This is a genomic window from Halomonas sp. I5-271120, assembly GCF_030553075.1.
Taxonomy (GTDB): Bacteria; Pseudomonadota; Gammaproteobacteria; order Pseudomonadales; family Halomonadaceae; genus Onishia; species Onishia taeanensis_A.
Genome location: NZ_CP130701.1, coordinates 45,758 through 71,423, shown reverse-complemented (window position 1 = coordinate 71,423; position 25,666 = coordinate 45,758). Strand labels below are relative to the sequence as shown.

The following is a 25,666-nucleotide window of genomic DNA, read 5'->3' as shown; positions in this document are numbered from 1 at the left end:
TGCGCATCTCATTGTTCTGTCAGGGCTACATCGAGCGTGACAGGTGAGGCCAGGCAGCGCGCAGATATTGCTGCATGGACCACAGCGTCAGCGCCGCCGCCAGGTACAGGGTGACGGTGCCCAGTTGGGCGACCAGGCTGTCCTGAGGGAAGCCGAGCAGCAGCAGCAGGGCGACCATTTGCAGCGTGGTCTTGACCTTGCCGATCGACGACACCGCCACGGTACCCCGTTTGCCCATTTCGGCCATCCACTCACGCAGGGCGGAAATGACGATCTCACGGCCGATGATCACCAGTGCCGGTAGGGTCAGCCAGGCTGCATCGTAGCGTTCGATCAACAAGGCGAGGGCGACAGCGACCATTAGCTTGTCGGCTACCGGGTCGAGGAAAGCGCCGAAGGGCGTGCTCTGGTTCCAGCGTCTGGCCAGATAGCCGTCGAGCCAGTCGGTGATAGCGGCCAGCCCGAACAACGCCGCCGCCAACAACATGCTCCAGCTATAAGGCAGGTAGAAGATGACCACCAACAGCGGAATGAAGGCGATTCTGGCGAGGGTGAGAATGTTGGGGATGTTCATCTGAGCGCCGCTTGTCCTTGCCTGAAGTCTGAGGGTCACCATTCTATATGGCCGTCGCGCGATCATCCATGCAGCGCCTGATGAATCGCCTTCGCCATGCTGTCACTGATACCGGGAACTCGGGCGAGTTCTTCACGGCTGGCCTGGCGTACCCCTTGAAGCCCGCCGAAGAAGCGAAGCAGCTCGCGGCGGCGTTTGGGGCCCACGCCGGGGATCTCCTGGAGGGTCGAGGTGCGCCTGACCTTGTCGCGGCGCGCCCGATGGCCGGCGATCGCGAAGCGGTGAGATTCGTCGCGGATATGCTGAACCAGGTGCAGGGCCGGTGAACTGCCTTCGAGGCTCAGGCTGTGGTCGATGGTCTCGACGAACAGGGTCTCGAGGCCGGGCTTGCGAGTGGTGCCCTTGGCCACGCCGATCAGCCCTACACCGGTCACGCCGAGCTCGGTGAAGACCTCGCGGGCCATGTTCAACTGCCCCTTGCCACCGTCGACGAACAGCAGGTCCGGACGCTTGCCTTCACCCTCAGCGAGGCGCTTGAAGCGCCGGGTTAGCGCCTGCTGCATGGCGGCATAGTCGTCGCCGGCGGCCACGCCTTCGATATTGAAGCGCCGGTAGTCGGACTTCACCGGGCCGTCATGATCGAACACCACGCAGGAGGCCACGGTGGCCTCGCCATGGCTGTGGCTGATGTCAAAGCACTCCAGGCGTTTGGGCACCTCGGCCAGGCCGAGCGCATCGCGCAGCGCTTCGAAGCGTTTGGCCAGTTGCGTCTGATTGGCCAACTGGGTGGCCAGGTGCTGCTCGGCGTTGGTCTGAGCGAGCTGCTGCCATTGAGCGCGGTGGCCGCGCACGCGATGGGTCAGACGGACCTGGCGGCCGGCCTGTTCCGACAGGACGCCCTGCAGCAGTTCGGCGTCCGCCAGCGGATGTGAGGTGATGATCTCGGCGACGGGTTCATGGACCTGGCCCAGGTAGTATTGGCTGATGAACTCGGTGAGCAGCGCCTCAGGGCCCAGGTCGAGGCCGTTGTCAGGCGTGTGGTGGCGTGCGCCGAGCATGCGCCCCTCGCGCACGGTAAGCACCGAGACGCAAAGGGCTCCTGGGCGCTGTGCCAGGGCGAAGATATCGGCGTCACCCCCGTCGGTGTCGACATATTGCTGGCGCTGCAGGCTGCGCAGCTGCTGGACCTGATCGCGAAGCCGGGCCGCTTCCTCGAACGCCAGCGATTCGCTGGCGGCCTCCATCTGACGGGTCAGCTGTTCGGTGACCTGCTCGCTTTTGCCCTGAAGGCACATCACCGCATGCTCCAGGTCACGCCGGTAGTCTTCCTCGCTGATGTAGTCGACGCAGGGCGCACTGCAGCGCTGGATCTGATACTGCAGGCAGGGGCGCGTGCGATGGGAAAAGACGCTGTCCTCACAGTTGCGGATGCGGAAGATCTTCTGCATCAGCGACAGGGTCTCGCGCACCGCGCCACTGCTCGGATAGGGGCCTAGATAGCGGCCGTCATCTCGACGGCTGCGAGCGCGCTTGTATTCGAGGGCAGGATACGGATGGCGGTCGCTGACGAAGACGAAGGGGTAGGATTTGTCGTCGCGCAGCAGGATGTTGTAGGGCGGCCGCAGTTCCTTGATCAGCGTCTGCTCGAGCAGTAAGGCCTCGGTCTCGCTGTGGGTCACGGTCACCTGGATATCGGCGATGCGGACTACCAGCGCCTGAGTCTTGGTGTTGAGGGCGCCGCGGAAATAGCTCGCCAAGCGAGCGTTGAGCCGTTTGGCCTTGCCGATATAGAGGGTGTCGCCCTTGGCGTCGAACATGCGATAGACGCCGGGTGATTGACTGATGGTCTTCAGGAAGTGCTTGGCGTCGAAGGTCATGGGGCTTAGTGCTTCACGAGTGAAGCACCAGCATACCAGAACCCGTGGCCGGGACGATTCAGGCGTCGTGCTGGTAGCCGTCCACCAGTCCGTGGCGCAGGCCCAGGTGGGTCAGCTCGACGTCCGAGTGCACGCCGAGTTTCTCGAAAATGCGGTAGCGGTAGGTGTTGACGGTCTTGGGGCTCAGGAAAAGGCTGTCCGAGATGTCGCTGACCCTCTGGCAGTTGACGATCATCATCGCCACCTGCAGCTCGCGTTGCGACAGATTGTCGAAGGGGTTTTCCGGGGAGTCGAGCTTGGACAGCACCAGGCGCTGGGCAATGGCTGGGCTGACGTAGCGCTTGCCGTCGAATACGGCACGGATGGCCTGAACCATTTCCGGTGGCTCGGCGCCCTTGCCGATAAAGCCGCAGGCGCCCACATCCAGCAAGCGCTGGGCAAAAGTTTCCTCGAGGAAGGCCGTCAGCACCAGAACGCGACAGTCGTTCATGGTCTTGGCAATCTTGCGCGTCGCTTCCAGGCCGCCGATGCCCGGCATGCGGATATCCATCAGCACGACATCGGGCCGAAGCTGGCGAGCCAGCGTCACAGCATCTTCGCCATCGGCTGCTTCACCCACCACCTTGATGCCGTTTTCTGCGTCGAGTAGATGGGCAATACTGGTTCTGACCAGGTGGTGGTCGTCGGCGATGAGAACCTTGATCAAGATGCCTCCTGTGGATCCTTCGGCGGTGGGTGGCCATTCTCGGCAGGGCGCGGATGATACCGCCATTGATGCATTAGATTACATTAATTTACTGGGTGCGGCGATGCACATGATAGCCATGTCTTTATCTGTATGCGCCGATGGCGGCTTGGGCCGGGCTATGGCGGATCCGGGGGCTGGGGGAAAAAGTATTGACGATACCTAACCTATTGTATATTATGCATCTCGTCTTCGGGGTAAGCCCTCGTTGCCAAGGCTGCATCCAGTCACGCTACAGCAGATATCACACTCTTGTGAAGTTTGCGATTGGTTGGATAAGTAGCCATTGTGGGGCCTTAGCTCAGCTGGGAGAGCGCAACACTGGCAGTGTTGAGGTCAGCGGTTCGATCCCGCTAGGCTCCACCAACCGAATACCGAAAAACGCCGTGAACTTAGGTTCGCGGCGTTTTTTTGTGCCCGTGGCGGGTATGGCGCACGTTGGCAGCCGTCGAGGTAGAACAGGAAGGGCCGGTATCGCCCCCAAGGCGATACCGGTATCGCTATCAGGCCTCCAGGCGCATCAGCTCTCAACGCGTCCCAAGAGCAGAAATTCCAGCAGGGCCTTTTGGGCGTGCAGCCGGTTGCCGGCTTCTTGCCAGACCACCGCACGAGGATCATCAAGCAGGGTGGTGCTGATTTCTTCGCCGCGATGCGCCGGCAGGCAGTGCAGGAAGAGCACGTCACGGGATGCCAGATCGAGCATCGCTTCGGTGACCTGGAAGCCGGCGAAGTCGGCCTCGCGCTTGGCCTGCTCTTCTTCCTGGCCCATCGAGGCCCAAACGTCGGTCGTGACCAGGTCGGCATCGGCGACGGCCGCCTGTGGGTCGCGCAGGATGCTCACTTGGTCGCCAGCGGCGGCCACAATCGTCGGGTCGGGATCATAGCCCTCGGGGCAGCAGATACGCAGCTTGAAGCCGAACTGGCGCGCGGCATTGATCCATGAATGGCACATATTATTGCCGTCGCCGATCCATACCGCGGTCTTGCCGCGCACGTTGCCGCGCAGCTCGCTCCATGTCATGACGTCGGCCAGCAACTGGCAGGGATGATAATCGTCGCTCAGGGCGTTGATGACCGGCACGCTGCTGGCGGCGGCGAACTCCTCGAGCCCTGAATGGGCGAAGGTGCGGATCATGACCGCATCGACCATTTCCGAGAGCACGCGTGCGGTGTCGCCGATCGGCTCGCCGCGTCCCAACTGGGTATCACGCGGGGACAGGAAGAGGGCGTGACCGCCGAACTGAGCCATGGCCGTCTCGAAAGATACCCGGGTACGGGTCGAGGACTTCTCGAAGATCATCGCCAGGGTGCGGTTGGCGAACGGCGTGTAGGTCGGGCCGTGGGTCTTGAGGCCATTCTTGATGGTGATGGCACGACGCACCAGGTGCGTCAGTTCCTCGGGAGAGAGGTCAAGCAGGGTCAGGAAATGGCGTGTCGCCATGAGGTTACTCCGCGCGCAAAAACCTCCATCCTAGCCAGCCGCTGTACATCACGCAACGCGATGCGACGAGGGAGCCGATGGCGGGGCTATATTCGTCTTGCTGGCATCAGTAGAATGATTATGACACCAAGCATTCATCAGAAGGAATTCTTCATGAGCACGACCGTTGAGAACATCCAGCAGCAGATTAGCGAAAACGCGATCCTGATCTACATGAAGGGCACACCCCAGCTTCCGCAATGCGGTTTCTCCGCCCAGACCGTTCAGGCTCTGATGTCCTGCGGCGAGCGCTTTGCCTTTGTCAACGTGCTCGACAACCCGGATATCCGTGCCGAACTGCCCAAGGTCGCCAGCTGGCCGACCTTCCCGCAGCTGTGGGTCGAGGGCGAGCTGGTCGGTGGCTGCGACATTGTCGTTGAAATGCACCAGAACGGTGAGCTCGAAACGCTGGTAAAAGCCGCCGCCGAGCGTGCCAAGGCCAACGAGGAAAGCGCCAGCGAATAAGCGCTGTAGCGATACTCGCTCGTGGCATAAAAAAGCCCCGTCAGCCTGGCTGGCGGGGCTTTTCCATGTTCAGATCGTTCTTGGCCGGCGCTATCTCTTGGCCTGGGCCTTAGCTTTCACTCTTGGCCGGAGATGACGTCTGGCCGTGATGGCGCGGGGCCGTAATGGTGAGTGGCAGGGCTAGAGTTCGTCCATGCCCTGTTCGCGCTGAGCCAGGTTCCAGCCGCCGAGGTCCTTGAAGCGGTTGACGATCGAGCAGAACAGCTCAGCGGTCCGCTCGGTATCATAGCGGGCCGAGTGGGCCTCGGTGTTGTCGAACTCGATGCCGGCAGCGCGACAGGCTCTTGCCAGCACCGTTTGACCATACACCAGTCCCGACAGGCTGGCGGTGTCGAAGCTCGAGAACGGGTGGAAGGGGTTGCGCTTGATATTGCAGCGGTTGACCGCGGCGTTCAGGAAGCCGTGATCGAAGGCTGCGTTGTGCCCGACCAGCACCGCGCGCGTACAGTTGTGGGCCTTGATCGCCTTGCGCACGGGCCGGAATATCTCGTTCATGGCCTCTGACTCGCTCAGCGCTACTCGCTTGCGCAGCGAGTCATCGAGGTTGATGCCGGTGAAATCCAGTGCCGACTGCTCGACATTTGCTCCCTCGAAGGGAGTGACATGGAAGGCATAGGTCGCGTCCGGAATTAGGTTGCCGTCCGGATCCATGCTCAGCGTTACGGCGGCGATCTCGAGGATCGCGTCACCCTTGGCGTCAAAGCCGCCGGTTTCCAGGTCCACCACCACCGGCAGAAAGCTGCGAAATCGCTGAGCCATCAGGCCTTGGGCGCTCGCCTCGCTCATGCACCTCTCCCTAACCAAAAATGAAAATCTGCGTCGGCATCGGCTGACGAATGCGCGAGAGTCTACCATCTTTGTCAGCCATGCGCCCCGCCCCGGCGGTATTCTCCAGCGCTCATCGGCGCTATACTTGATGGCTATCTCACAATGTTAACGGGCACGGCGCCGCGGTGACGTGCCTCTACACACAGCAAGCGAAGGAGCCCAGAATGTCCGATGTCAAGAAGGTCGTTCTCGCCTATTCCGGCGGCCTGGACACGTCCGTTATCGTCAAATGGTTGCAGGAGACCTACGACTGTGAGGTGGTGACCTTCACGGCCGACATCGGCCAGGGTGAGGAAGTCGAGCCGGCGCGCGCCAAGGCAGAGGCTCTCGGCGTCAAGGAAATCTACATCGAGGACCTGCGCGAAGAGTATGTGCGCGACTACGTCTATCCGATGTTCCGCGCCAACACCATTTACGAGGGTGAATACCTGCTGGGCACCTCCATCGCTCGCCCGCTGATCGCCAAGCGGTTGATCGATATCGCCAACAAGACCGGTGCCGACGCCATCTCGCACGGTGCGACCGGCAAGGGTAACGACCAGGTGCGCTTCGAGCTCGGCGCCTACGCGCTGAAGCCGGGCGTTAAGGTTATCGCGCCGTGGCGTGAGTGGGACCTCAACTCTCGCGAGAAGCTGATGGCCTACTGCGAGCAGCACGATATTCCGGTCGACTTCTCCACCAGCAAGAAGAAGTCTCCGTACTCCATGGACGCCAACCTGCTGCACATCTCCTATGAGGGCGGCAACCTCGAGGATCCGTGGGAAGAAGCAGAAGAAGACATGTGGCGCTGGAGCGTCTCTCCGGAGGCAGCGCCGGATACGCCGACCTACATCGAACTGACCTATGAGCGGGGCGATATCGTCGCCATCGACGGCGAGACCCTCAAACCGCACGAAGTTCTGTCCAAGCTCAACCAGCTGGGTGGCGACAACGGTATCGGCCGTCTCGACATCGTCGAGAACCGCTACGTGGGCATGAAATCCCGTGGCTGCTACGAAACACCGGGCGGCACCATCATGCTGCGTGCCCATCGCGCCATCGAGTCCCTGACCCTGGACCGCGAAGCGGCCCACCTCAAGGACGAGTTGATGCCCAAGTACGCCGAGGTCATCTACAACGGCTACTGGTGGAGCCCGGAGCGCAAGATGCTGCAGGCCGCCATTGACGAGACCCAGAAGGACGTCTCCGGCGTGGTTCGCATGAAGCTCTACAAGGGCAGCGCCACCGTCGTCGGCCGCAAGTCCGATCAGTCGCTGTTCGACGAGTCCATCGCAACCTTTGAAGACGACGCCGGCGCCTACGATCAGAAAGATGCCGAAGGTTTCATCAAGCTCAACGCTCTGCGCCTGCGCATCGCCGCCGGCAAAGGGCGCGACCAAAGCTGAGGCTGACCGCCAGGGGCCATGTCGTGCCCTGGCGCGGCGAGGCGCAGAAGAGAAGAGGAGGGCAGGATGCTGAAGAAACTCTTCCCCGGGCTCTTTGGGGCCGGAGAATCCGCCAAGTCCCGTGAGGCCGAACCGGTCGAGTATCAGGGGTATCTGATCGCGTCAGATCCCCAGGATACCGGCGGCCAGTATCGCGTCAGCGGCTTCATTCGCAAGCCGGTCGCCGGCGGCGAAACCCTCGAGCACCGCTTCGAGCGCTCTGACGTCGTCTCGGGTCGCGAGGCCTGCGACGAGCTGATGGTGCGCAAGGCCGAGCGCTTTATCGACGATGTCGGTGACGACATGTTCAAGCCGCGCTGATAACGCGCCACCACCATTGCGATGGGGCTCTATTGTGATGGGCCTGCATTGCGATGGGCGAGCATTGCGACAGCTATCCGCAACGACGCCGCTGCCTTCGGGCAGCGGCGTCGTTGTTTACGGGAAGGCACTACACTCCAGGTTCAGGGAGGCTGAAATGGAGCCCCTATGCGCTTTCTGTATCGAAGCTCGCCGTGGCGCGCGTTGTTCGCCGGCGAGAGCCTGCCCGATCCCGCCGGGCTTTCGTCAGGGCTTGCGCCAGCACTGGCACCCCTGCTGGCGCCGCTGGTGGATGCGCTGGAGAGTCTGGGGCCCACGCCCAGCCTGGCGGCGGCCAAGGCCTGGCAGTTTGAGCTGGTGGAGGCCCTCATGCGCCTGGACCTGCCTGCCTGGCGCATCAGCCAATTGATCAGCGATCACGGTCACTGGCTTTACCGTCAGGCCGTGGCGACCTCGCTTGATGACATGCTGGCCACCGGCTGGGGGCCGCCGCCACGTCCTTATTGCGTGCTGGTACTGGGCTCGATGGCCCGCCACGAGAGCCTGCTGGCGCCGGATCAGGATAATGCCATGATCATCGGCGACTACCCGGATGCTCGCCATAGCGAGGTTGACGGCTACTTCCAGGCACTGGGAGAGCGCTTCACCGATCGTTTGGCCGCCGCCGGCCTGCCCCTGTGTCAGGGCCATGTCATGGCCCGCTGGCCGATGTGGCGCAAGCGGCTCTCCGAGTGGGACGCCCAGTTGGCCATCTGGAGCGCCGAGCGGCGGGTCAAGCGCGTGCAGCAGACCAATATTCTGCTCGACTTCGCCGCCGTCTACGGGGACGCGGGCCTGGCCGATTCCCTGCGTGACCGGGCCCTTGCCCGACTGGCCCGCGCCGGTGGCTTTCTCGACGAGATGGCAGACCTTCTTGAGGAGACCCCGGTAGCACTGGACCGGCTTGGGCGCCTGCACGGTGATGACAAGGAGGCGCCTCAGAGCGGCGCCTTGAATCTCAAGCGCCAGGGGCTGATACCGCTTCAAAATGCCGTGCGCCTGATGAGCGTGCTGTACGGCTGTCGCGGGGTGGATACTCGCTTGCGTCTCAGCGAGCTGGTGTGTGCCGGTGCGCTGGACGCCCGTGAGGCGTTGACGCTGCACACTGCCATGAATCGGCTGCAGGCCATACTGCTGGCAACACAGTGTCGCCGGCTTGGCGCAGGGGGACTGGCCGATGGCTGGGTCGTGCTTGCCGATCTCGACGAGGCCGAGCAAACGCTGCTGCGTCTCGATCTGAAGGCCATCCGCCGCCTGGTGGGTCGAGCGAAGGATCTGGTTGGCGCCTCATCGCGCTAGGTCCGGTGACTTGTGGCTCGCGCGCAGCTCAAGGGGCCTGGGTTTCCCGGGGCGCATCGGGCAGCTCCATGATCAGGCTGGCGCCGTCCAGAGTGGCGGCATCCTCGACCCACAGTCGTCCGCCGAGCTGGGACACGATGCCGCGGCTGATGGGCAGCCCAAGACCGCTGCCCCGGGGGCGCCCACGGCTGTGGCCGCTGGCAACGCCCTGTTGCTCGAGCTGATGGAATTTCTCGAAGACGCGTTCGCGTTCTTCGGCGGCGATGCCGGGCCCGTTATCTTCCACGCACAGCCGGACCTGACCCTGGCGGCGTCCGAGGCGCAGCAGCACGTGTGGCGACAGCTCGGCGGCAAACTTGGCGGCATTGTCGATCAGGTTGATGATCACCTGCTCGAGGCGATCCGGGTCGCCGATCACCTGGGCCTCGTCGAGGTCGATGATCGCCTCCAGGTGGACACCTCGCTCCTCGATCGGGTGCTGCACGGCTGCCAGGCTCTGGCGGGTCAGGGCGACCAAATCCAGCGGCTTCGGGTGCAGTGTCAGACGCCCGGACTCGAGCCGTGCCAGGTCGAGAATCTCCTCGATCAGTCGTGACAGGCGCTGACTCTCGAGTACCACTACCTCCAGGAACTGGGCGCGCTTGTCGTCGGGCATGTCCTGGCTGTCGCGCAGGATTTCGGCGAAGGCGCGAATCGAGGTCAACGGCGTGCGCAGTTCATGACTGACCATGGCCACGAATTCGTCCTTGAGCCGGTCGAGCTCTCGAAGCCGTTCGTTGGCACCGCGTAGTTCTTCGCCGATGCGTGCCAGCTCCCGCGACTTCTGCTCCAGACGGCGGTTGTACTCAAGCGTCTGGGAGGTGGTATCGAGGATGCGCAGTACCGCCTCCATATCCAGTGCCTCACCGCGCACCACTGAATTGATCAAGACTCTGGCCGAGGCGCTGCCCAGCGCCCCCGCCAGTGCCTGCTCGGCCCGGGCGATCAGCTGCGGCGAGGCGGAGGCGTCCATGGCGGCTGCGTTCTCACCGTCAGTGGTGCCGGCACCGGCCTCCATGCCGGTGGTGTGATCGCTAGCGTCTGCTGTTGCCAGCACGCGAGTAGTCGCGGTGCCACCCAGGTAGCGTTTGAGCAGGTCGCGAAGGGCGCCGCGGGTGGTCTGTCCCTGCCATAGCGAAGCGGTATCAATGCCTTCGGTCAAGGCCCCGGTGAAGAGCGCCGCCTGTGTTTGCTCGAGCCGGTTCTGGCGGGTGAACAGCGAGACGCCCACCAGCACGCCAATGTTGGCCATGAGGCTCCACAGCAGCGAATGGCTGTAGATGTCCAGGCCATCAAGACCGAACAGCGCATAGGGGCGCAGCCAGGCCAGATGATAAAGACCTTGCTCGACAAAGCTCATCGGCAACCAGCCCGACTGGGCGAAGCCCGGTAGCAGCAGGGTATAGCTCCAGACGGCGATGCCGGCCAGCATGCCGAGCCCGGCACCGAGGCCGCAGGCGCCCCGCCAATAGAGCCCCAGCAACAGGGCCGGGGCAAACTGGCTGACGGCGGCGAAGGACACCAGGCCGATGGTCACCAGGCTGTAGGCGTCGCCAATCAGGGCATGGTAGAGATAGCCCAGCAGCAGGATCAACGCGATGGCGATCCGGCGGATGCCCAGCAGCCAGCCCGAGAGATCGCCGCGCAGGCGGCGGGATATCGGCGTTGCCCGCAGCAGCAGAGGCATCACCAGCTGATTGCTGACCATGGTCGAGAGCGCAATGGTTTCGACGATCACCATGCCGGTGGCTGCGGACAGCCCGCCGATGAACACGAAAAGCGACAGCCCCTCTCGGCCGGCAGAAAGCGGCAGGGTCAGCACGAAGCTGTCCGGGTCGCTGCCGGTGCCGGTCAGCAGCAGGCCGGCCAGGGCGATCGGAATGACCATCAGGTTGATGATCAGCAGGTAGAGAGGGAATAGCCAGCTGGCCCTGAGCAGGTGGCGCTCGTCGACGTTCTCCACCACCAGCACCTGAAATTGGCGGGGCAGGGTGAGAAAGGCCAGAAAGGCCAGCAGCAGCGTGCCGATCCAGCCCAGCGCACCCCCCGGCACCGCCGACAGGCTCAGTGCCTGCTGCAGCTGTGGCTGGGCGGCGGCCCTGGCGAACAGATCGGCAGGGCCGTCGAAGAGCATGAAAACGGTGAAAAGGCCCACCGCCAGGAAGGCCACCAGCTTGACCAGTGACTCCACGGCGATGGCGGCAACCATGCCTTCATGGCGCTCGCTGGCATCCAGATGCCGGGTGCCGAAGAGCATGATGAATACTGCCAGTACCAGCGCCACCCAGAATGACTTGTCGCTCAGAAAGCTCGACGCCGATGTCGCAACAGATGAAGCAACCGGATAGTGCATCAGCACTGCGTGGCTCAGGGTGATGGCCTTGAGCTGCAGGGCGATGTAGGGGGTGATGCCGATCAGGGCGATCAGGGCCACTAGCGCACCGAGGCGACTGCTCTTGCCATAGCGGGCGCTGATGAAGTCGGCGATGGAGGTAATGCGCTGAGCTCTGGCGATGCGCACCATCTTGCGGATGATCAGCGGGCCGGAGAGCATGGCAAGCGTCGGCCCCAGATAGATCAGCAGGAAGCTGGGGCCGGCGTCGGCGGCACGCCCCACGCTGCCGTAGAAGGTCCAGGCAGTGCAGTAAACGGCGATCGACAGCGTATAGACGAAGGGGGAGGCGATCACCGAGCGCCCCTGTCTGGCGCGACGGTCGGCCCAGGCGGCGATCACGAACAGGAGCGCCAGGTAACCGAACGCTGCCACGATCACGCTCAGTTCACTATCCATGCCGGCCGCTTTCGCAAGTGATGCTCATTCCTTGGGCCCTCTCTCCAGTAGCCAGGCCGCCAGGCCAATCACCAGGGCCCAGGCCGCGAACAGGTAGGCGGCGAGCCAGGAGAGGCCGCCGACCGGGCGGTCGACGAGCAGGATCAGCGGTGGCGTGAATAGCAGGGCGGCCAGTATGACCAGCGCCACCAGGCGTTCTGTGCGGCGCGGCGCCATCATGCGCTGGCATCCTGATGGTCGAAGGCGCTTGATTGCAGCGCCAAGGCATCGGCCAGAGTTTGAACGCCGCGCGCCTCCAGGCGTGTACGCATAGCCAGCCAAAGCTCGGCGGTGACCCGGGCATCGCCCAGCGCCGTGTGGCGAGTGCCTTCGGCAAAGCTCAGGGCGTAGCGATCTGCCAGGCTGTCCAGGTCGTGGCCGTCGAGCGATGGGTCCAGGGCACGAGACAGCAGCAGGGTATCGAGCACCGGCATGTTGAGCGCCACCTCGGCTCCCGGCGACTGCAGAGCCAGGAGATCGAAGGCGGCGTTGTGAGCAAGAATCACCGCATCGCCCAGATAGTCGCGGAAGCGTGGCAGTGCCTGGCTCAGGGGCGGGGCGCCCAGTACATCACTATCTGTCAGGCCGTGAATGGCGGTGCTGGCCGGGGGGATCGGCCGCCCCGGGTCGACCCGCACGTCGAAGGTGTCATCGGCCAGCAGGCGCCCGTTGACGATGCGGCAGGCGCCGATGCTGATCACCCGGTCGTCCAGGCGCAGGGCCAGTCCCGTGGTCTCGGTATCGAAAGCTACTACCTCGAGCTGGGCCAGCGGGCAGGCGGCCAGCTCAGCCTCGGGGGGCGGCAGGTCAGCAATGCCGAAGTCGTGGAACTCCGGGCGGGGCGATGGACGAGTGAGTGGGGCACCCACCCGCTCGACTGCCGGTAGCGGACATCGCAGCCGGGCATGACGGCCATCAGGGTCCTGAAGGCTCCAAAGGTCGCTGTCATGCTGGTGCAGCAGGTCCTCGATGCGGGGAGATAGCGGCAAGGCGTCGAGCCGCAGGGCCTTCCAGCCGGCCAACTGGTGCTGTGTCATCGGCGTGCCCAGCCAGATCAGGTCCAGGTAGACGCGCCTGTTGCCCAGGCAGACTTCAGCGTCAAGATGGCGTACTTCGGCCAGCTCACCAAGACGGCTGGTCAAGGCCTCGAGCATCACGAGCAGAGCCGGGGCATCGGCCTTGAACCAGGCCGGCATGCCGATTGGGGTAAGCACCAGCGACGAGCCGGCCAGGCGATCGTTGAGGGCCTGCCACAGATCGTTCGACCACAGCGGGGCCAGCCGTTCGCCCTGGCGCTGGAGGGCCTCCAGCGACTTGCCAAGCTGGTCTATTGCCTGACCGAGGCCCTGGCTCTCTTCGTCGATGATGTCGGCGAGCCGCGAGGACAGAGGAGCCTCGCGGCTGCCCAGTGAGGCTGCCGGCAGCGCTTCGTGGGAAGGTATCGAGGGGGCGGCGGGCAGCTGCGTTTCCTGATCATGCGTGTGCCCCGTCGCCCGGTTGGTTGCCTGGTTGGTTGCCTGGTTGGTCGCATGAGTTGACGAGTGCAGGTGGCCGAGGGCTTCTGCGGCGCTTGAGAGGCCGGCGCCGTGACGTCGCACGGCGGTCAGACACTCGGTAAGCCGGACTCGGGTATCCATCTCGCAGTGCCAGGCGGCGGTGCTGTCGGTCAAGGTGATCAGGGTCTCGTGATCGCTGTTGGGCACCCGGCGCAGGCAGCCATGCAGCCAGCGGTCCTTCAGCGGTACCAGCAGCTCCCTTGATGTGCCATCGGCGGGCAGGCGGTCGAGGGCCTCCGACAGGCTGGCAAGGTCAAACAGGCCTTCCAGGCGCTTGCCCAGCCCGAACCCCGGATGCTCCGAGAACAGCGCCTCGGCGGCCTGGTTGAACAGCAGCAGGCGGCGGTGGCGGTCGCATAGCAGCAGCGGGGTGTCCAGCACCTGCAGCAGGGCCTCGAGCTCCTGGCGAATGCGGGCGGCGCCCCGGGCTCCTGCGGCATGGGCCCCGGCCAGCTGCGAGCGGTCCTGTCGCCAGTGCTCGCGCAGCCTCAAGAGGTCTGGGCCCAGGCCGCTCAGCCAGCCCTCGGGGCGATAGTCGTCGCGAGCGTCGGGGCTTGCCACCATTCGTGCTATCTGCACCTGAAGATGGCGCAGGGGCGCAAACAGCCGCCGCTCGAGTAACAGGCCCAGCAGAAACAGCAGGCCGGCGCCGACCAGGCATCCGCCCCACAGGGCGATGCGTTCGGCGCCAGCCGGGGCCAGCCGACTTTCCAGCCAAAGCGCCAGAAAGGCGCCGCCAAACAGGCTCAGGCCGCTGAGCAAAAGCCAGGCGCCGATCAGATGCTGGCGCCGGGGCGGACCCACCGGCGGGCTCATGCGGCTGACTCGTCTAGCAAGGTCTTTACCTTGTCGACCAGCGCCTGGGTCGAGAAGGGTTTGGTGATGTAGTCATCGGCGCCGAGCGCCAATCCTTTCTCACGCTCGACTTCGCGTCCATGGGCGGTGAGCATGATGATCGGCAGGCGCGTCAAGGTCGGGTTGGCGCGCAGCTGCTCCAGCACGTCGAAGCCGCTGATGCCCGGCAGGCTGATGTCGAGCAATACCAGATCCGGGGGCGCTTCAGCGACCCGGGTCAAGGCGCTTTCGCCGTCTTCGGCAGTGACCACCTCGAAGCCTGCCTGCTGCATCAGGAATTCAAGCGACAGGACGATGTTCGGCTCGTCATCCACTACCAACACCTTGGCCATCGTGATGCCTCCCTGTGATCAAGGTTGTGCTGCCTCTCATGAGTCTAGTGGGCGGGACAGAGACCGAAAGACGACCTTGGCAGGAGCTGATAGGCTACTGGAACGCTCGTTTGACACCCCGCGTCCAAGGCGACGCCTTGCCGCAATGACGCCTATTTCCTGGTCAGGAGACGATGATGATCGAAGTGCACCATCTGGAGAACTCTCGTTCCCAGCGCGTGATCTGGCTGCTCGAGGAGCTTTCTGCCGACTATAAGGTGATCACTTATCGGCGTGATCCCAAGACGATGCTGGCGCCTGAATCGCTCAAGCAGGTTCACCCGCTGGGCAAGTCGCCGGTGATCGTCGATACCGACCGCGATGGAGAGGTGGTGGCTGAGTCCGGCGCGATTATCGAGTACCTGCTCGAGCGCTTCGATGATGGCCAGCTGCTGCCGCCGGCGGGCACGGCAGAGCGGAGGCGTTACCGCTTCTGGCTGCACCATGCCGAGGGCTCGGCGATGCCGCCTTTGGTGATGTCGCTGGTGTTCTCGCGCCTGGACAAGCCGCCGGTGCCGGCCCTGATCCGTCCCATCGCCCGGCTGCTGGCGGGTGGCGTCAAGGACAAGTTTCTCGATCCGCAGATTCGCGATCTACTGGCGTTCTGGGAAGGTGAGTGCGGCGAGCACGCCTGGCTTTCGGGCGACGCCTTCAGCGCGGCCGACATCCAGATGAGCTTTCCGCTGCTGGCCCTCGAGGGGCAGGGCAGGCTCGCCGACTACCCGCGGCTCACTGATTTGCTGGCGCGGATGCGCGAGCGCCCGGCCTATCAACGCGCGGTTGAGCAGGGCGGTGAGTTTTCGATGTCCGAGTAGGGGGAGTCTTTGATGTCTGGGTAGGGGGAGTTTCGATGTTCGAGTCGTGTGTTGTCGCCGCTTATTCCTGTCAGTTGTGGGTCGGGTCGTATTCATTCTTGCGACGTATATTGATCTTGCGTTGATTAGTCGCATAATAGCGCCCAAATACCCTAGTAATGAGGTCGGATTCTCATGATCAAGTCATGGCTGATGGGGGCCTCGATGGCCCTGGTGGCGACTCAGGCGGTTGCAGCTGATATCACGCCTCTGGTTGAGGCCGACTGGCTGGCCGACAGGTTGGGCGATGAGGATCTGGTAGTGCTCGACGTACGCTCCAGCATCGACAACGGCGGCGATCGCTCAAGCTTCGAAGCGGCGCATGTTCCGGGCAGCATCTACAGCAGCTACACCGGCGACGGCTGGCGGGAAAGTCGCGACGGCGTGACGGGCCTGCTGCCGCCGGCGTCGCGCATGGAGCGGCTGATCGGCGGGCTCGGCATCGACAACAACGATAGCGTGGTGATCGTGCCGGCCGGCACCGGCGCCACCGACTTCGGCAGTGCTGCTCGCGTCTACTGGACCTTCAAGGTGCTCGGCCACGACGCTGTCGGCATTCTCGATGGTGGCTTTGCCGGTTGGCAGCAGCAGGGCTTCGAGGTGGCCAGCGGTCCGTCCGAGCCTGGCGCCATTGCCGATTTCAAGGCCACCCTGCAAGAGGACCTGATCGCCACGACCGAGGAGGTCGAGTCCGCCCGTGAGGGCCAGGCACAGCTGGTCGATGCCCGTCCGGAAGACTATTTCCGCGGTGATGACCAGTCGCCGGCGGCTAGCGCGCCGGGGACCATCCCCGGTGCTCAGAACCTGCCGCATTCCTCATTGCTCGCCAGCCGTGACAGTGCCTACTACCTGGACATCGGCGGCCTTCAATCGCGCATCAATGGCGCAGAACTGAATCGCGATACCCAGACCGTCGCCTTCTGCAACACCGGCCACTGGGCCGCTACCGACTGGTTCGTGCTCAGCGAGATCGCGGGTTTTGACAACGTGGCCCTCTACGACGGCTCCATGTCTGAGTGGACCAACGACGACAGCCGCCCGGTAGCCGTTGCTAAACGCGGTATTGGCAAGCTGATCGAGTTCTTCGAATAACGGGCGCGAGTCACCCGGTTGCGAGGGCGATGGCGGCGGCTGTCGCCCGTTTTTCTGACTGGACGGGATGCATCATGCAACAAGCAAGTTCTTCATCGATCCCCAGCGTGGGCTGGCGGATCGATAGTTTCGTGGTTGGCGCGGCACTCGTTGGCCTAGTGCTATTGGGTGGGCTGATCTGGCTCGAGACCGCGCCATTCCTGCTGGTGCTGTTTGCCATCGGAGCGCTGCTCGGGGTGGCGCTCTATCACGGTGCCTTCGGCTTCACCGCCGGTTGGCGCAACCTGGTCGTCAAGCACCGCGGCGGCGGCATGCGCGCCCAGCTGCTGCTCTTCGGCCTGACAGCCGTGCTGATGGTGCCGATCCTTGGCAGCGACCAGGGTGACCTGATCGGTGCCGTGGCGCCGGTAGGCACTTCGTTGGTGGTGGGTTCCTTCATGTTCGGCCTGGGCATGCAACTGGGGGGCGGCTGCGGCTCCGGCACGCTGTTCACGGTAGGAGCGGGCAATCTTCGCATGGCCGTGACCCTGTTGTTCTTCATCGTCGGGGCCGTACTCGGCTCCCTGCACCTGCCCTGGTGGCTCGACCAGCCGGGCTTCGATCCGGTGAGCCTGATCGATGGCCTCGGCATTGCCGGTGCCATCGGCATTCAGTTGGTCGCGCTGGCTGGGCTCTGGGTGTGGGTCGATCGCCGCGAGCGGCGCACTCATGGCCATATCGAGCGCAGCGAGCTGCGTCTGACGGGCGGCGAGCATGGGGTGCTCCGCACCCTGGTCAGCGGTCGCTGGCCTTTCGCCTGGGCGATCCTGGCACTGGCGCTGGGCAACGTCATGACCCTAGTCGTCGGTGGTTCGCCCTGGGGCATTACCTTCGCCTTCAACCTATGGGGCGCCAAGGGGCTGCAGGCGGTCGGTGTCGACATGAGCCAGTTCGAGTTCTGGACCTGGGACTATCCGGCCATGGCGCTCAAGGACTCGGTGCTGGTCAACATCACCTCGGTGATGAACTTCGGTCTGTTGCTGGGTGCCATGCTGGCCGCTGGGCTTGCCAATCGCTTCAACGAGGCCAGTCGCAAGCGGCCGGAAGGCCGGCAGTTCCTGGCGGCGGTGATCGGCGGCCTGCTGCTTGGCTACGGCGCGCGCCTGGGCTTTGGCTGCAACATCGGCGCGCTGTTCTCGGGTATTGGCTCGGCGAGTTTGCATGCCTGGATCTGGTTTGCCTCGGCATTCCTCGGGTCGCTGATCGGCATTCGCCTGCGGCCCTGGTTTCGCCTGCCCAACTGATTCAAGGAGTCTTTCATGCAAGCCGCCTACAAGCGTTATCGGGTGATTCTGGTACTGGTCGCGATCCTCGGGCTGGTGCTGGTCGATCACCTGAACAGCCCGACATTCGCTTTCAATATGGGCAACGGCAACGTCGAGACCACGCTCAATCAGCGCGACAGCACTGCCTGCGCCCCCTGTGGCGCCCCCTGTCCGTCTTCTCGCGACTAGCTCGCCAAGGTGATGAGCATTCATCACATAAAACAAAAAGGCCGCCGAGCATGCTCGGCGGCCTTTTTCTTGGTGCGTGGTGCGTCGTGGTTTCGCTGGTACCCAGGGAAGCTACTCAGCAATGGCACTTAGCAATGGTACTTAGCAATGGCACTTAGCAATGGCACTTAGCAATGGCACTTAGCAATGGCACTTAGCAATGGCACTTAGCAATGGTACTTAGCAATGGCACTCAGGAACATTACTCAGCTGCAGTGCTCAAGGGCGATGCTTCGTGACGAGCTGCCCGTCCCCATCGAACTCCAGGCGGCGGTTACGTCCGGCGAACAGGGCGAAAATCACCGCGAGCATCAGGATGGCGCCCAGCATCAGGCAGACCTGAGGCAAGGTGGCGCCGCGATCCAGCAGGATACCGATGCCCAAGGGTCCCAGGGCTGCCAGGCAGTAGCCGATCCCTTGAGCCATGCCCGACAGCTTGCCGGCAAGCCGTGAGTCGCCGCTGCGCAGTACCACCAGGGTCAGGGCCATGCTGAAGCAGCCGCCCTGGCCGAGACCCAGTAACACCACGCCCGGCCAGCGATACTCCACCGGACCGAGCAGCAGTAGCATCATGCCGGCGCCGTTGGCAGCAAGCATCAGCAGCAGGGCAGGTCGCTGGTCGCGGCCGAGCCGGGCAAGCCAGGGTGCGCCTATGGCCGACACCAACTGGAACATGACCGATATGGCCAGCAGCCAGCCGGCCTCCTGTTCGCTGAGGCCACGGCGCTGCAGCAGCACCGGCAGCCAGCCAAAGACGATATAGGCAAGCGATGACATCGATCCCATCAATAGCGTGACCTGCCAGGCCAGGGCGCTTTTCAGCAGCCGAGCCTTGGGAGCGGGCGTGGAGGCCGCCTGGCGATCCGGCCAGGGGTGTGGCATGCGCCAGCGCCAGACCACCAGGGCCATCACGGCGATCAGGGCCCAACTGCCTAGCGCCAACCGCCAGCTGCCTAAGGCATCGGCAAGGGGGATGCTTAGGCCGGCCCCCATCGCGCCCCCCAGGCACAGGGCCATGGTGTAGACGCCGGTCATCAGATCGGCGCCCTGGGGCAGCTCGCGCTTGACCAGGGCAGGCAGCAGGCTGCCGGCAATACCGATGGCGCCACCCGCCAGCAAGGTGCCGAGAAACAGGAGCCAGGTGAGGGCAGATGCCCGCAACGAAAGCGCCAGTGCCAACAGCACCAGCGCCAGAGACAGGGCGCGCTCCGCGCCGACCCGCTTGGCAAGCCAGGGTGCCAGCGGGGCGAAGAGTCCCAGGCAGACGACAGGCAGGGTGGTCAAGGCGCCGATGCTGGTCGGGGAAAGCCCGGTATCCGCCTGGATGCGAGCCAGAACGGGTGCCAGCGACGATAGCGCCGGGCGCAGGTTGATCCCGACCAGGATCATCAGCAGCAGAAAACCCAGCAGCGGTGTGCGAGGCGTGGTGGTGTTGGTCATGGCAGTGATATCTAGATAGGAAAGCGTTCAGCGCTTTCGGGAGTTCGCGGCCAGTCGGTGCGAGTCCGGGATCGATGTGTAATCGAAGCGCCGCTGTTCGTCACCAAGTGCTACAAGTTCCCACCAGCGACTGGAGGGAGCGGGCGTGTTGCGGGTGCTGAGCTTCTCTCGAAAGATGCTCATATCCTCGGTGCTGATAAGACTCCCCTCGGGACCCGTCGCATCATCGATGGTCAGTGGCCCTCGATAGGCCCAGCAACGCTCAGGTACCCAGGCAACTCTCCAAAGGCGCGCTTGCCAGCGAACATGTCGTTGGTCCAGCCATTCCAGGTCAGCAACGGGCACCAGGGCTGAGAACAGATTAGCATGCAGAGTGATGCCTGAGTCCGAGAAGCGGACCTGGCCCTGGAAGTCCCCCTTGGCCAGGTCTTTTCGGCGTTTTCGGACGCTGCCCGGACCGATAGCCTCACCTTGGCCGCAGAGGTGCAGAACTTGAGCATCAAGCTGCTCGAGGTCGTCGAGTTGCTTGATGATCCAGACCACTGGCGGTTTATGGCGAGCTATCCAGTTGAACATGAGATTCCTTCTCACTTGTCACCATTGACGCATCCTTGCGCCGCCTTTTCGAGACGATGCCGCCAGCGGCGGCATCGGAATTGCTCCTGCGGGCGCAAACTCCGCCACAGGCGTCTCAGGCACCCGGCGTCATCAGGCCTGCTGGGGGCGCCGAGCGCGGCGGCGAGGCGCGCGGGCCTCATCCTGACGGCGCTGGCCATTGCCGCCATTGCCGCCATTGCCGCCGCGGCCATTGCCATTTCCACCACGGCCAGTGTCCCCGTTTCCACCGCGGCCGCTTCCAGAACGTCCGCGACCGCTGCCCTTGCCGCGACCGTTTTCGATGGGCTCCGGCTTGGCGTTGGGGTCGGGCTCGAAGCCCGGCTCGATGCGCTTCTCGAGGTCGCGTTTGATCAGCCGCTCGATGCCCTTGAGCAGACCATGTTCGTCGACGCAGACCAGCGAGACCGCCTGACCTTCGCTGCCGGCACGGCCGGTGCGGCCGATACGGTGGACATAATCTTCCGCCACGTTGGGCAGCTCGAAGTTCACCACATGGGGCAGCTCGCTGATATCCAGGCCACGGGCGGCGATGTCGGTGGCCACCAGCACTTGCAGGTCTCCCGACTTGAAGGCCGCCAGCGCTTTGGTGCGCGCAGACTGGCTCTTGTTGCCGTGGATCGCCATCGACGGGATGTTCTGCTTCGAGAGCTGCTCGGCTAGGCGGTTGGCGCCGTGCTTGGTGCGGGTGAAGACCAGCACCTGATACCACTGATGCTCGGTGATCAGGTGGGCCAGCAGCTCACGTTTCTTCTCGCGGTCGACCTTGTAGATGGCCTGATCGACGGTCTCGGCGGTGGTGTTGCGCCGCGCTACTTCGATCATCGTCGGCTTGTCGAGCAGCTGATTGGCCAGCGTCTGGATCTCGTTGGAGAAGGTCGCCGAGAACAGCAGGTTCTGGCGCTTCGCCGGGAGCAGGCGCAGGAGTTTCTTGATGTCGTGGATGAAGCCCATGTCGAGCATGCGGTCGGCTTCATCGAGCACCAGGGTCTCGACCTGGGAGAGGTCGATGTGACGCTGCTGATGCAGGTCCAGCAGGCGACCCGGGGTGGCGACGAGGATATCGAGGCCCGGACGGATGGCATCGACCTGGGGCTGCTGGCCGACACCGCCGAAGATCACCTTGGAGGTCAGGTTCAGGTGGCGGCCATAGCCGGTAACATTTTCGCCGATCTGGGCGGCAAGCTCACGGGTCGGGGTCAGCACCAGGGCGCGAATCTGACGGGCCTTGGGGCGCGGGCCGTCGGCGAGACGCTGCAACAGTGGCAGGGTGAAGCCGGCGGTTTTGCCGGTGCCGGTCTGGGCACTGGCGAGGAGATCACCACCCTTGAGCACGGCCGGGATGGCCTTGAGCTGGATGGGGGTGGGAACGGTATAGCCTTGTTCTTCGACGGCGCGCAGCAGTTCGCTACGCAGGCCAAGGTCGGAAAAGCTCATGCAAACTCCGGATAACACGTCACCGCCGCTCGCCGGTGAGGTGGCGCGAGTCCCGGGCGGTGCCGTGAGGAAAAAATCGGTGACAGACGCGGCAGGAGGGACCATAAAGTGCCGCGGATGCGCATGATGACAGAAAAATCTGCTGGGCGCAGCTTTATGGCGCTTCGCCCGCTCAGCGTAACCTGCGGATACGTTCGGCGAGCCGGTCGGCCAGCTCATCCCAGCTCTGGCCGAGGGCCCGCACGAGGGCCGGGTAGCCATCGGCATCCAGCGGTGTTTCGACCTCGAAGGTATCAAGGGTCAGCAACTTGCCCTCGGCGTCACGCAACTGCCACTGCCCGGCGGCCACTGCCTGGCCATCGTAACGGCCCTGGAAGCTCTCGATTTCCAGACGCAGGGTCATGGCCCTGGGCGGTGCCGCCGGGTTGGCTTCTGCCAGTATGCGAGTGCTCGGCAGGCGATGGGCCAGACGGCGCCGCAGGCCGCGTTCGAGCATCGGGCCGAGTTCCTCGGCCCAGAGGTGGTCCTGGGCCGGGTTCAAGGTGATGTCGTCAAGCTGCAGCACGATGCCTTGCTGCTCGAGAAAACTCGCCACAGCCAGCGGGCGAACGACCAGCACCTGTGGATCGCTTCGCTGGCCGTTCGTCGCGCTGATGCCGGCTTGAGGGGCGGCCATCTGATCGGGTGGCAGACCATAGTGGCGGGTCGGCGCGGCGCTGGTGGCGCAGCCGGCAAGCCAACTCAACAGGCCCAGCAGGACCAGGGTACGGATCACGGTCATCGTGCTCTCCTTGCCGTTCATCGGGGGGCTCGCGGTTGAGGATCCTCGCCGCGGGGGCGATCGAAGATCAAGGCATTGGGTTGCTCGCTCAGGGTCTTGGCGACCGGCTCCAGGTCACGCATCAGGGCGTCGAAACGCTCGAGGCTGCCGGTCAGCTCGTCGTAGGCCGTGGACCCTGGTGACAGTCCCTCAAGGGTGGTCCTGAGCTCTTTCAGGGTCGAGGTGAGTGTGCCCGGCAGGTTCTGCGTGTCGGGGTTGTCGGTCAGCGATTTGACGCTTTCGGTCAGCGCCCGCACTTCCTCGAGCATATCCCGCGAGGCGGCGAGGTTGCGGTTCAAACCGTCGAGCACGGGTTCCACCTCGAGACCATTGAGCTTGTCGAGCAGGCTCGAGACCTTCTGCTCGATCTGCGCAAGCCCAGCCGGTGTCGTGGGGAACACCGGGCGGTCCTGGTAGCTGTCGGCCAGATATTCGTTGGCGGCGGGGCGCTGGAAGTTGAGGTCGACATAGAGTGCGCCAGTGAGCAGGTTGCCGGCCTTCAGCGAGGCCCGCAGGCCGTTCTCGAACCAGCCTTCGAAGCGCTTTCGCCAGGTCTCGATATCCAGGCTCTCAAGATCCTCGCCGAGCCGCTGTGGCTCGATGCGGATCAGCACGGGGATGGCGAAGCCCGAGCGGCGCGAGCGTTGATCGATGCTGAACTCCCAGGGAACGCTTGCCACGGTGCCGACACGTACACCACGGAATTCCACCGGCGCCCCCCGAGACAGACCGCGCACCGTGTCATCGACCAGCAGGACATATTCCAGGTAGCGGTTGAAGGTTCCCTGGCGGGCACTTTCGGCATCCTCGTAGAGCGTAAAGGTCGTGTCCTCTGACACCGGCTGGCCAAGGGGCACATCCTCGGGGACGCCGAAGGTCACGCCGCCGCCAAGTAGTGCTTCAAGGGATTCGACGTTGACGCTCACGCCTTCTGAATCGAGTTTCAGGTCGATGCCGCTGGCCGGCCAGAAGCGGGTGCTGTCGGTGACCAGCACGTCATAGGGGGTTTCGATGAAGGCGCGGTGGCGCATCCGGCGGGTTTCGGGATCGAAGCGAGCTTCCTCGACCCGGCCGACGGTGAACCCCTGGTAGGTGACGGGGTCGCCGACGCTCAGCGAATTGCCGAGCTGACCCACCAGGTTGACGCGGATGCCCTTGGCATCGGCGGGCGCCACCGGAGGTTGGTCGAGCACCTCGAAGCGGTTACTCGGCTCCTCGCTGCTGCCGGGTTGCAGCTGGATGTAGGCGCCTGACAGCACGGTGTTGAGACCGCTGATGCCCTCCCGGCCGATGCGGGGCTTGACGACCCAGAAGCGGGTGTCCTCGACCAGCATGGGCTCCACATCAGGGCTCATGCGGGCGATCACCCGGATATGGCTCAGGTCGCTGGATAGCCGCACCTGCTCGACACGGCCGATCTCGACGTTGCGGGTCTTGATCAGGGTGCTGCCGGCCTCGATGCCCTCAGCGTTGCTCATGATCAGCGTGATCTGTGGGCCGCGGCTTACGTAATCGTCATACAGCAGCCATGCGCCGATCAGCAACGCGACGAGCGGGACGATCCAGATCGGTGACAGCCGCGAATGCCGGCTGATACTGGCGCGGGTGGGCGGCGTGTCCTGGCCATGTGGCTCAGTGGTCATGGGCAACGTCCTTGTGATCGGAAGAAGAGGGCGGCATGTCGTCGCCATGCCCGGTGTCGCTGTGGCCGGGTCGGGTCAGGGGTGGATCCCATATCAGCCGCGGATCGAAGGCCATGGCCGAGAGCATGGTCAGTACGACGACCGCGCCGAAGGCCAGAGCGGCCGGCCCCGGGGCGATGGACATCAGGTTGCCGGCGCGAATCAGCGCCACCAGGATGGCCACCACGAACACATCGACCATCGACCAGCGCCCGACAAACTCGGTGATGCGGTACAGGCGAGTGCGTGATACGCCCTGCAGATCATCGCTGCGAGGCACCCTCAGGCACAGCCAGGCCATGGCGATTAGCTTGCTCACCGGCACCAGAATACTGGCGATGAAAATGACGGCGGCAATCGGATAGGAGCCATGCTGCCACAGCGTGATGACCCCGCCGATGATTGTCGAAGGTTCCGTATGGCCCAGGGACGTGGTGATCATGATCGGATATAGATTGGCGGGCAGGTAGAGCAGGGTCGCTGCCGCCAGCAGGGCCCAGGTGCGCTGCAGGCTATAAGGCAGTCGTGCATGCAGTCGCTCGCCGCAGCGCTGACAGCGTCCGCTGCCGTCCGTGTCCAGGCGATTGACCAGACCGCAGGTAGGGCAGCCGGTCAGGCCCTGGGGCGAGGCCCGGGCACCCGTCACGACACCTTCAGGTGCGGCGGGCTCGCCGACCAGCGAGAACCACATCCAGTCGGCATCCAGCGATTGGGTCGTCAACAGTAACAGCAGGGCAAAGCAGCAGAAGGCCCAGAAGGCCAGGCCCAGCGAGACCTCGGCCATGCCGGCAATCTTGATCAGGCTGACCAGGGCGCCAATGATGAAGACATCCGCCATCATCCAGGGGTGCAGGTGGGACAGGGCCCTGGCAATGTCGCGACTGGCCGGCAGCAGGGTGCGTCGTAGCAGGCCGATCTGCAGCCAGATAACGCTGACCAGGTAGACCATCGGTAAGACGATCGTGGTCAGCACCACGCCGATCGCCACCAGCGGCTGATGCATGGCAATCAGGCTGGTGGCGGTCTGGGTGAGGACGATGCGATTGCCAATGCCACTGACCTGGAAGCTGACGAAGGGCAGGCTAACGGCCATGATCAGGGCGAGCAGCGCGGCAATGGCCAGGGCCAGGCTGCGCTGAGCGGGGCGGTAATGTCGCGTCGATAGCGTATGGCCACAGCGCGGGCAGTCGGCGCTCTGGCCGTGGTGCAGCGGCGGCAAGCGCACCAGCCAGTCGCATTCATGGCAGGCGCGCAGGCGCCGCCGAGACATATGGGCCTCGGGAGGGCCTTCCTGCACGGGAAGGTGCGGGTCTGGGGTGAGCGTATCGATCAAGGCCAAGTTCCTTCTTTCCCCCATTATGACGGCTGGTCGAATACATACAATCACGACGGTTGACGATGCTACAGTGCGGCGGCGGCACGCGGCGATAG

General features: G+C 64.0%; 24 protein-coding genes and 1 tRNA gene. 10 read left to right on the top strand and 15 right to left on the bottom strand.

Annotated elements, in window-relative coordinates; all coding sequences use genetic code 11:
• Positions 1-25: 25 nt before the first annotated feature.
• The 3 genes from pgsA to uvrY all read right to left on the bottom strand — a co-directional run bounded on the left by pgsA (position 26) and on the right by uvrY (position 3,157).
• Positions 26-574 carry a CDP-diacylglycerol--glycerol-3-phosphate 3-phosphatidyltransferase gene (pgsA, locus tag Q2K57_RS00315; protein WP_112054860.1) on the bottom strand — a complete coding sequence of 183 codons (549 nt, stop codon included), beginning with the start codon at positions 572-574 and terminating at the stop codon, positions 26-28.
• A 62-nt stretch (positions 575-636) separates the two neighbouring features.
• On the bottom strand, positions 637-2,451 hold the full coding sequence (uvrC, locus tag Q2K57_RS00310; RefSeq protein WP_304525868.1) for an excinuclease ABC subunit UvrC: 1,815 nt from the start codon (positions 2,449-2,451) through the stop codon (positions 637-639).
• Positions 2,452-2,509: 58 nt separating this feature from the next.
• A complete protein-coding gene (gene uvrY, locus Q2K57_RS00305) occupies positions 2,510-3,157 on the bottom strand; it encodes a UvrY/SirA/GacA family response regulator transcription factor (RefSeq protein ID WP_112054858.1) in 648 nt (215 codons plus the stop codon).
• Between uvrY and Q2K57_RS00300 the strand changes: the two genes are divergently transcribed.
• On the top strand, positions 3,150-3,362 hold the full coding sequence (locus Q2K57_RS00300; RefSeq protein WP_146742473.1) for a hypothetical protein: 213 nt from the start codon (positions 3,150-3,152) through the stop codon (positions 3,360-3,362). The two genes, uvrY and Q2K57_RS00300, sit on opposite strands and share 8 nt — an antisense overlap.
• A gap of 124 nt (positions 3,363-3,486) precedes the next feature.
• Positions 3,487-3,562 (top strand) — tRNA-Ala (locus Q2K57_RS00295).
• Between the two features lie 154 nt (positions 3,563-3,716).
• Here the strand turns inward: Q2K57_RS00295 and argF are convergent.
• Positions 3,717-4,637, bottom strand: a complete 921-nt coding sequence (argF, locus tag Q2K57_RS00290) for an ornithine carbamoyltransferase (RefSeq protein WP_112054856.1) — start codon at positions 4,635-4,637, stop codon at positions 3,717-3,719.
• A gap of 153 nt (positions 4,638-4,790) precedes the next feature.
• On the opposite strand from argF, the gene grxD reads away from it, so the two are divergent.
• Positions 4,791-5,141: a Grx4 family monothiol glutaredoxin gene (gene grxD, locus Q2K57_RS00285; protein WP_112054855.1), complete on the top strand. Its 351-nt coding sequence runs from the start codon at positions 4,791-4,793 to the stop codon at positions 5,139-5,141.
• A 180-nt stretch (positions 5,142-5,321) separates the two neighbouring features.
• On the opposite strand, the gene rnt is transcribed toward grxD, so the two are convergent.
• Positions 5,322-5,987, bottom strand: a complete 666-nt coding sequence (gene rnt, locus Q2K57_RS00280; protein ID WP_112054854.1) for a ribonuclease T — start codon at positions 5,985-5,987, stop codon at positions 5,322-5,324.
• A gap of 206 nt (positions 5,988-6,193) precedes the next feature.
• Between rnt and Q2K57_RS00275 the strand changes: the two genes are divergently transcribed.
• From Q2K57_RS00275 to Q2K57_RS00265, 3 genes are all read left to right on the top strand, one after another.
• Positions 6,194-7,414 (top strand): argininosuccinate synthase, encoded by a 1,221-nt coding sequence (locus Q2K57_RS00275; protein ID WP_112054853.1) that lies wholly within the window; start codon positions 6,194-6,196, stop codon positions 7,412-7,414.
• A 66-nt stretch (positions 7,415-7,480) separates the two neighbouring features.
• Positions 7,481-7,774 carry an HlyU family transcriptional regulator gene (locus Q2K57_RS00270; protein WP_304525867.1) on the top strand — a complete coding sequence of 98 codons (294 nt, stop codon included), beginning with the start codon at positions 7,481-7,483 and terminating at the stop codon, positions 7,772-7,774.
• A 168-nt stretch (positions 7,775-7,942) separates the two neighbouring features.
• The gene (locus Q2K57_RS00265) at positions 7,943-9,112 is read left to right on the top strand and encodes a DUF294 nucleotidyltransferase-like domain-containing protein (RefSeq protein ID WP_304525866.1); all 1,170 of its coding nucleotides are present in this window, start codon (positions 7,943-7,945) and stop codon (positions 9,110-9,112) included.
• Between the two features lie 28 nt (positions 9,113-9,140).
• Here the strand turns inward: Q2K57_RS00265 and Q2K57_RS00260 are convergent, their stop codons facing one another.
• The 4 genes from Q2K57_RS00260 to Q2K57_RS00245 are packed head-to-tail and all read right to left on the bottom strand — an operon-like array spanning position 9,141 to position 14,724.
• Positions 9,141-11,942 (bottom strand): sensor histidine kinase, encoded by a 2,802-nt coding sequence (locus Q2K57_RS00260; protein WP_304525865.1) that lies wholly within the window; start codon positions 11,940-11,942, stop codon positions 9,141-9,143.
• A gap of 24 nt (positions 11,943-11,966) precedes the next feature.
• Positions 11,967-12,161 (bottom strand): hypothetical protein, encoded by a 195-nt coding sequence (locus Q2K57_RS00255; RefSeq protein WP_112054849.1) that lies wholly within the window; start codon positions 12,159-12,161, stop codon positions 11,967-11,969.
• On the bottom strand, positions 12,158-14,353 hold the full coding sequence (locus Q2K57_RS00250; protein ID WP_304525864.1) for a 3'-5' exonuclease: 2,196 nt from the start codon (positions 14,351-14,353) through the stop codon (positions 12,158-12,160). Before Q2K57_RS00250 ends, Q2K57_RS00255 begins: the two co-directional genes overlap by 4 nt.
• A complete protein-coding gene (locus tag Q2K57_RS00245) occupies positions 14,350-14,724 on the bottom strand; it encodes a response regulator transcription factor (protein ID WP_304525863.1) in 375 nt (124 codons plus the stop codon). Before Q2K57_RS00245 ends, Q2K57_RS00250 begins: the two co-directional genes overlap by 4 nt.
• Positions 14,725-14,900: 176 nt before the next feature.
• On the opposite strand from Q2K57_RS00245, the gene Q2K57_RS00240 reads away from it, so the two are divergent.
• From Q2K57_RS00240 to Q2K57_RS00225, 4 genes are all read left to right on the top strand, one after another.
• The gene (locus tag Q2K57_RS00240; RefSeq protein WP_304525862.1) at positions 14,901-15,578 is read left to right on the top strand and encodes a glutathione S-transferase family protein; all 678 of its coding nucleotides are present in this window, start codon (positions 14,901-14,903) and stop codon (positions 15,576-15,578) included.
• Positions 15,579-15,752: 174 nt separating this feature from the next.
• Positions 15,753-16,709, top strand: a complete 957-nt coding sequence (locus tag Q2K57_RS00235) for a sulfurtransferase (protein ID WP_304525861.1) — start codon at positions 15,753-15,755, stop codon at positions 16,707-16,709.
• A gap of 74 nt (positions 16,710-16,783) precedes the next feature.
• Positions 16,784-17,992, top strand: a complete 1,209-nt coding sequence (locus Q2K57_RS00230; protein WP_304525860.1) for a YeeE/YedE family protein — start codon at positions 16,784-16,786, stop codon at positions 17,990-17,992.
• Between the two features lie 15 nt (positions 17,993-18,007).
• Positions 18,008-18,202: a hypothetical protein gene (locus Q2K57_RS00225; protein WP_112054844.1), complete on the top strand. Its 195-nt coding sequence runs from the start codon at positions 18,008-18,010 to the stop codon at positions 18,200-18,202.
• Positions 18,203-18,460: 258 nt separating this feature from the next.
• Here the strand turns inward: Q2K57_RS00225 and Q2K57_RS00220 are convergent, their stop codons facing one another.
• The 6 genes from Q2K57_RS00220 to Q2K57_RS00195 all read right to left on the bottom strand — a co-directional run bounded on the left by Q2K57_RS00220 (position 18,461) and on the right by Q2K57_RS00195 (position 25,592).
• Positions 18,461-19,681 carry an MFS transporter gene (locus Q2K57_RS00220; protein WP_304525859.1) on the bottom strand — a complete coding sequence of 407 codons (1,221 nt, stop codon included), beginning with the start codon at positions 19,679-19,681 and terminating at the stop codon, positions 18,461-18,463.
• A gap of 27 nt (positions 19,682-19,708) precedes the next feature.
• Positions 19,709-20,257, bottom strand: a complete 549-nt coding sequence (locus tag Q2K57_RS00215; protein ID WP_304525858.1) for a hypothetical protein — start codon at positions 20,255-20,257, stop codon at positions 19,709-19,711.
• Positions 20,258-20,389: 132 nt separating this feature from the next.
• The gene (locus Q2K57_RS00210; protein ID WP_304525857.1) at positions 20,390-21,733 is read right to left on the bottom strand and encodes a DEAD/DEAH box helicase; all 1,344 of its coding nucleotides are present in this window, start codon (positions 21,731-21,733) and stop codon (positions 20,390-20,392) included.
• 172 nt (positions 21,734-21,905) lie between these two features.
• Positions 21,906-22,514 (bottom strand): membrane integrity-associated transporter subunit PqiC, encoded by a 609-nt coding sequence (locus Q2K57_RS00205; RefSeq protein ID WP_112054841.1) that lies wholly within the window; start codon positions 22,512-22,514, stop codon positions 21,906-21,908.
• Positions 22,515-22,531: 17 nt separating this feature from the next.
• Positions 22,532-24,196 (bottom strand): intermembrane transport protein PqiB, encoded by a 1,665-nt coding sequence (pqiB, locus tag Q2K57_RS00200; RefSeq protein ID WP_112054840.1) that lies wholly within the window; start codon positions 24,194-24,196, stop codon positions 22,532-22,534.
• Positions 24,186-25,592: a paraquat-inducible protein A gene (locus tag Q2K57_RS00195; RefSeq protein ID WP_112054839.1), complete on the bottom strand. Its 1,407-nt coding sequence runs from the start codon at positions 25,590-25,592 to the stop codon at positions 24,186-24,188. Before Q2K57_RS00195 ends, pqiB begins: the two co-directional genes overlap by 11 nt.
• Positions 25,593-25,666: the final 74 nt, after the last annotated feature.

Bases quoted from the DNA above. Each gene is read 5' to 3' on its own strand.
- Q2K57_RS00230 (WP_304525860.1), top strand. From the start codon at position 16,784: ATGCAACAAGCAAGTTCTTCATCGATCCCCAGCGTGGGCTGGCGGATC.
- Q2K57_RS00195 (WP_112054839.1), bottom strand. From the start codon at position 25,592: ATGGGGGAAAGAAGGAACTTGGCCTTGATCGATACGCTCACCCCAGAC.
- rnt (WP_112054854.1), bottom strand. From the start codon at position 5,987: ATGAGCGAGGCGAGCGCCCAAGGCCTGATGGCTCAGCGATTTCGCAGC.
- Q2K57_RS00210 (WP_304525857.1), bottom strand. From the start codon at position 21,733: ATGAGCTTTTCCGACCTTGGCCTGCGTAGCGAACTGCTGCGCGCCGTC.
- Q2K57_RS00225 (WP_112054844.1), top strand. From the start codon at position 18,008: ATGCAAGCCGCCTACAAGCGTTATCGGGTGATTCTGGTACTGGTCGCG.
- Q2K57_RS00245 (WP_304525863.1), bottom strand. From the start codon at position 14,724: ATGGCCAAGGTGTTGGTAGTGGATGACGAGCCGAACATCGTCCTGTCG.
- Q2K57_RS00275 (WP_112054853.1), top strand. From the start codon at position 6,194: ATGTCCGATGTCAAGAAGGTCGTTCTCGCCTATTCCGGCGGCCTGGAC.
- pgsA (WP_112054860.1), bottom strand. From the start codon at position 574: ATGAACATCCCCAACATTCTCACCCTCGCCAGAATCGCCTTCATTCCG.
- Q2K57_RS00220 (WP_304525859.1), bottom strand. From the start codon at position 19,681: ATGACCAACACCACCACGCCTCGCACACCGCTGCTGGGTTTTCTGCTG.
- Q2K57_RS00250 (WP_304525864.1), bottom strand. From the start codon at position 14,353: ATGAGCCCGCCGGTGGGTCCGCCCCGGCGCCAGCATCTGATCGGCGCC.
- grxD (WP_112054855.1), top strand. From the start codon at position 4,791: ATGAGCACGACCGTTGAGAACATCCAGCAGCAGATTAGCGAAAACGCG.
- Q2K57_RS00260 (WP_304525865.1), bottom strand. From the start codon at position 11,942: ATGGATAGTGAACTGAGCGTGATCGTGGCAGCGTTCGGTTACCTGGCG.
- argF (WP_112054856.1), bottom strand. From the start codon at position 4,637: ATGGCGACACGCCATTTCCTGACCCTGCTTGACCTCTCTCCCGAGGAA.
- Q2K57_RS00240 (WP_304525862.1), top strand. From the start codon at position 14,901: ATGATCGAAGTGCACCATCTGGAGAACTCTCGTTCCCAGCGCGTGATC.
- Q2K57_RS00255 (WP_112054849.1), bottom strand. From the start codon at position 12,161: ATGATGGCGCCGCGCCGCACAGAACGCCTGGTGGCGCTGGTCATACTG.
- pqiB (WP_112054840.1), bottom strand. From the start codon at position 24,196: ATGACCACTGAGCCACATGGCCAGGACACGCCGCCCACCCGCGCCAGT.
- Q2K57_RS00270 (WP_304525867.1), top strand. From the start codon at position 7,481: ATGCTGAAGAAACTCTTCCCCGGGCTCTTTGGGGCCGGAGAATCCGCC.
- Q2K57_RS00235 (WP_304525861.1), top strand. From the start codon at position 15,753: ATGATCAAGTCATGGCTGATGGGGGCCTCGATGGCCCTGGTGGCGACT.
- Q2K57_RS00215 (WP_304525858.1), bottom strand. From the start codon at position 20,257: ATGTTCAACTGGATAGCTCGCCATAAACCGCCAGTGGTCTGGATCATC.
- Q2K57_RS00205 (WP_112054841.1), bottom strand. From the start codon at position 22,514: ATGACCGTGATCCGTACCCTGGTCCTGCTGGGCCTGTTGAGTTGGCTT.
- uvrC (WP_304525868.1), bottom strand. From the start codon at position 2,451: ATGACCTTCGACGCCAAGCACTTCCTGAAGACCATCAGTCAATCACCC.
- Q2K57_RS00265 (WP_304525866.1), top strand. From the start codon at position 7,943: ATGCGCTTTCTGTATCGAAGCTCGCCGTGGCGCGCGTTGTTCGCCGGC.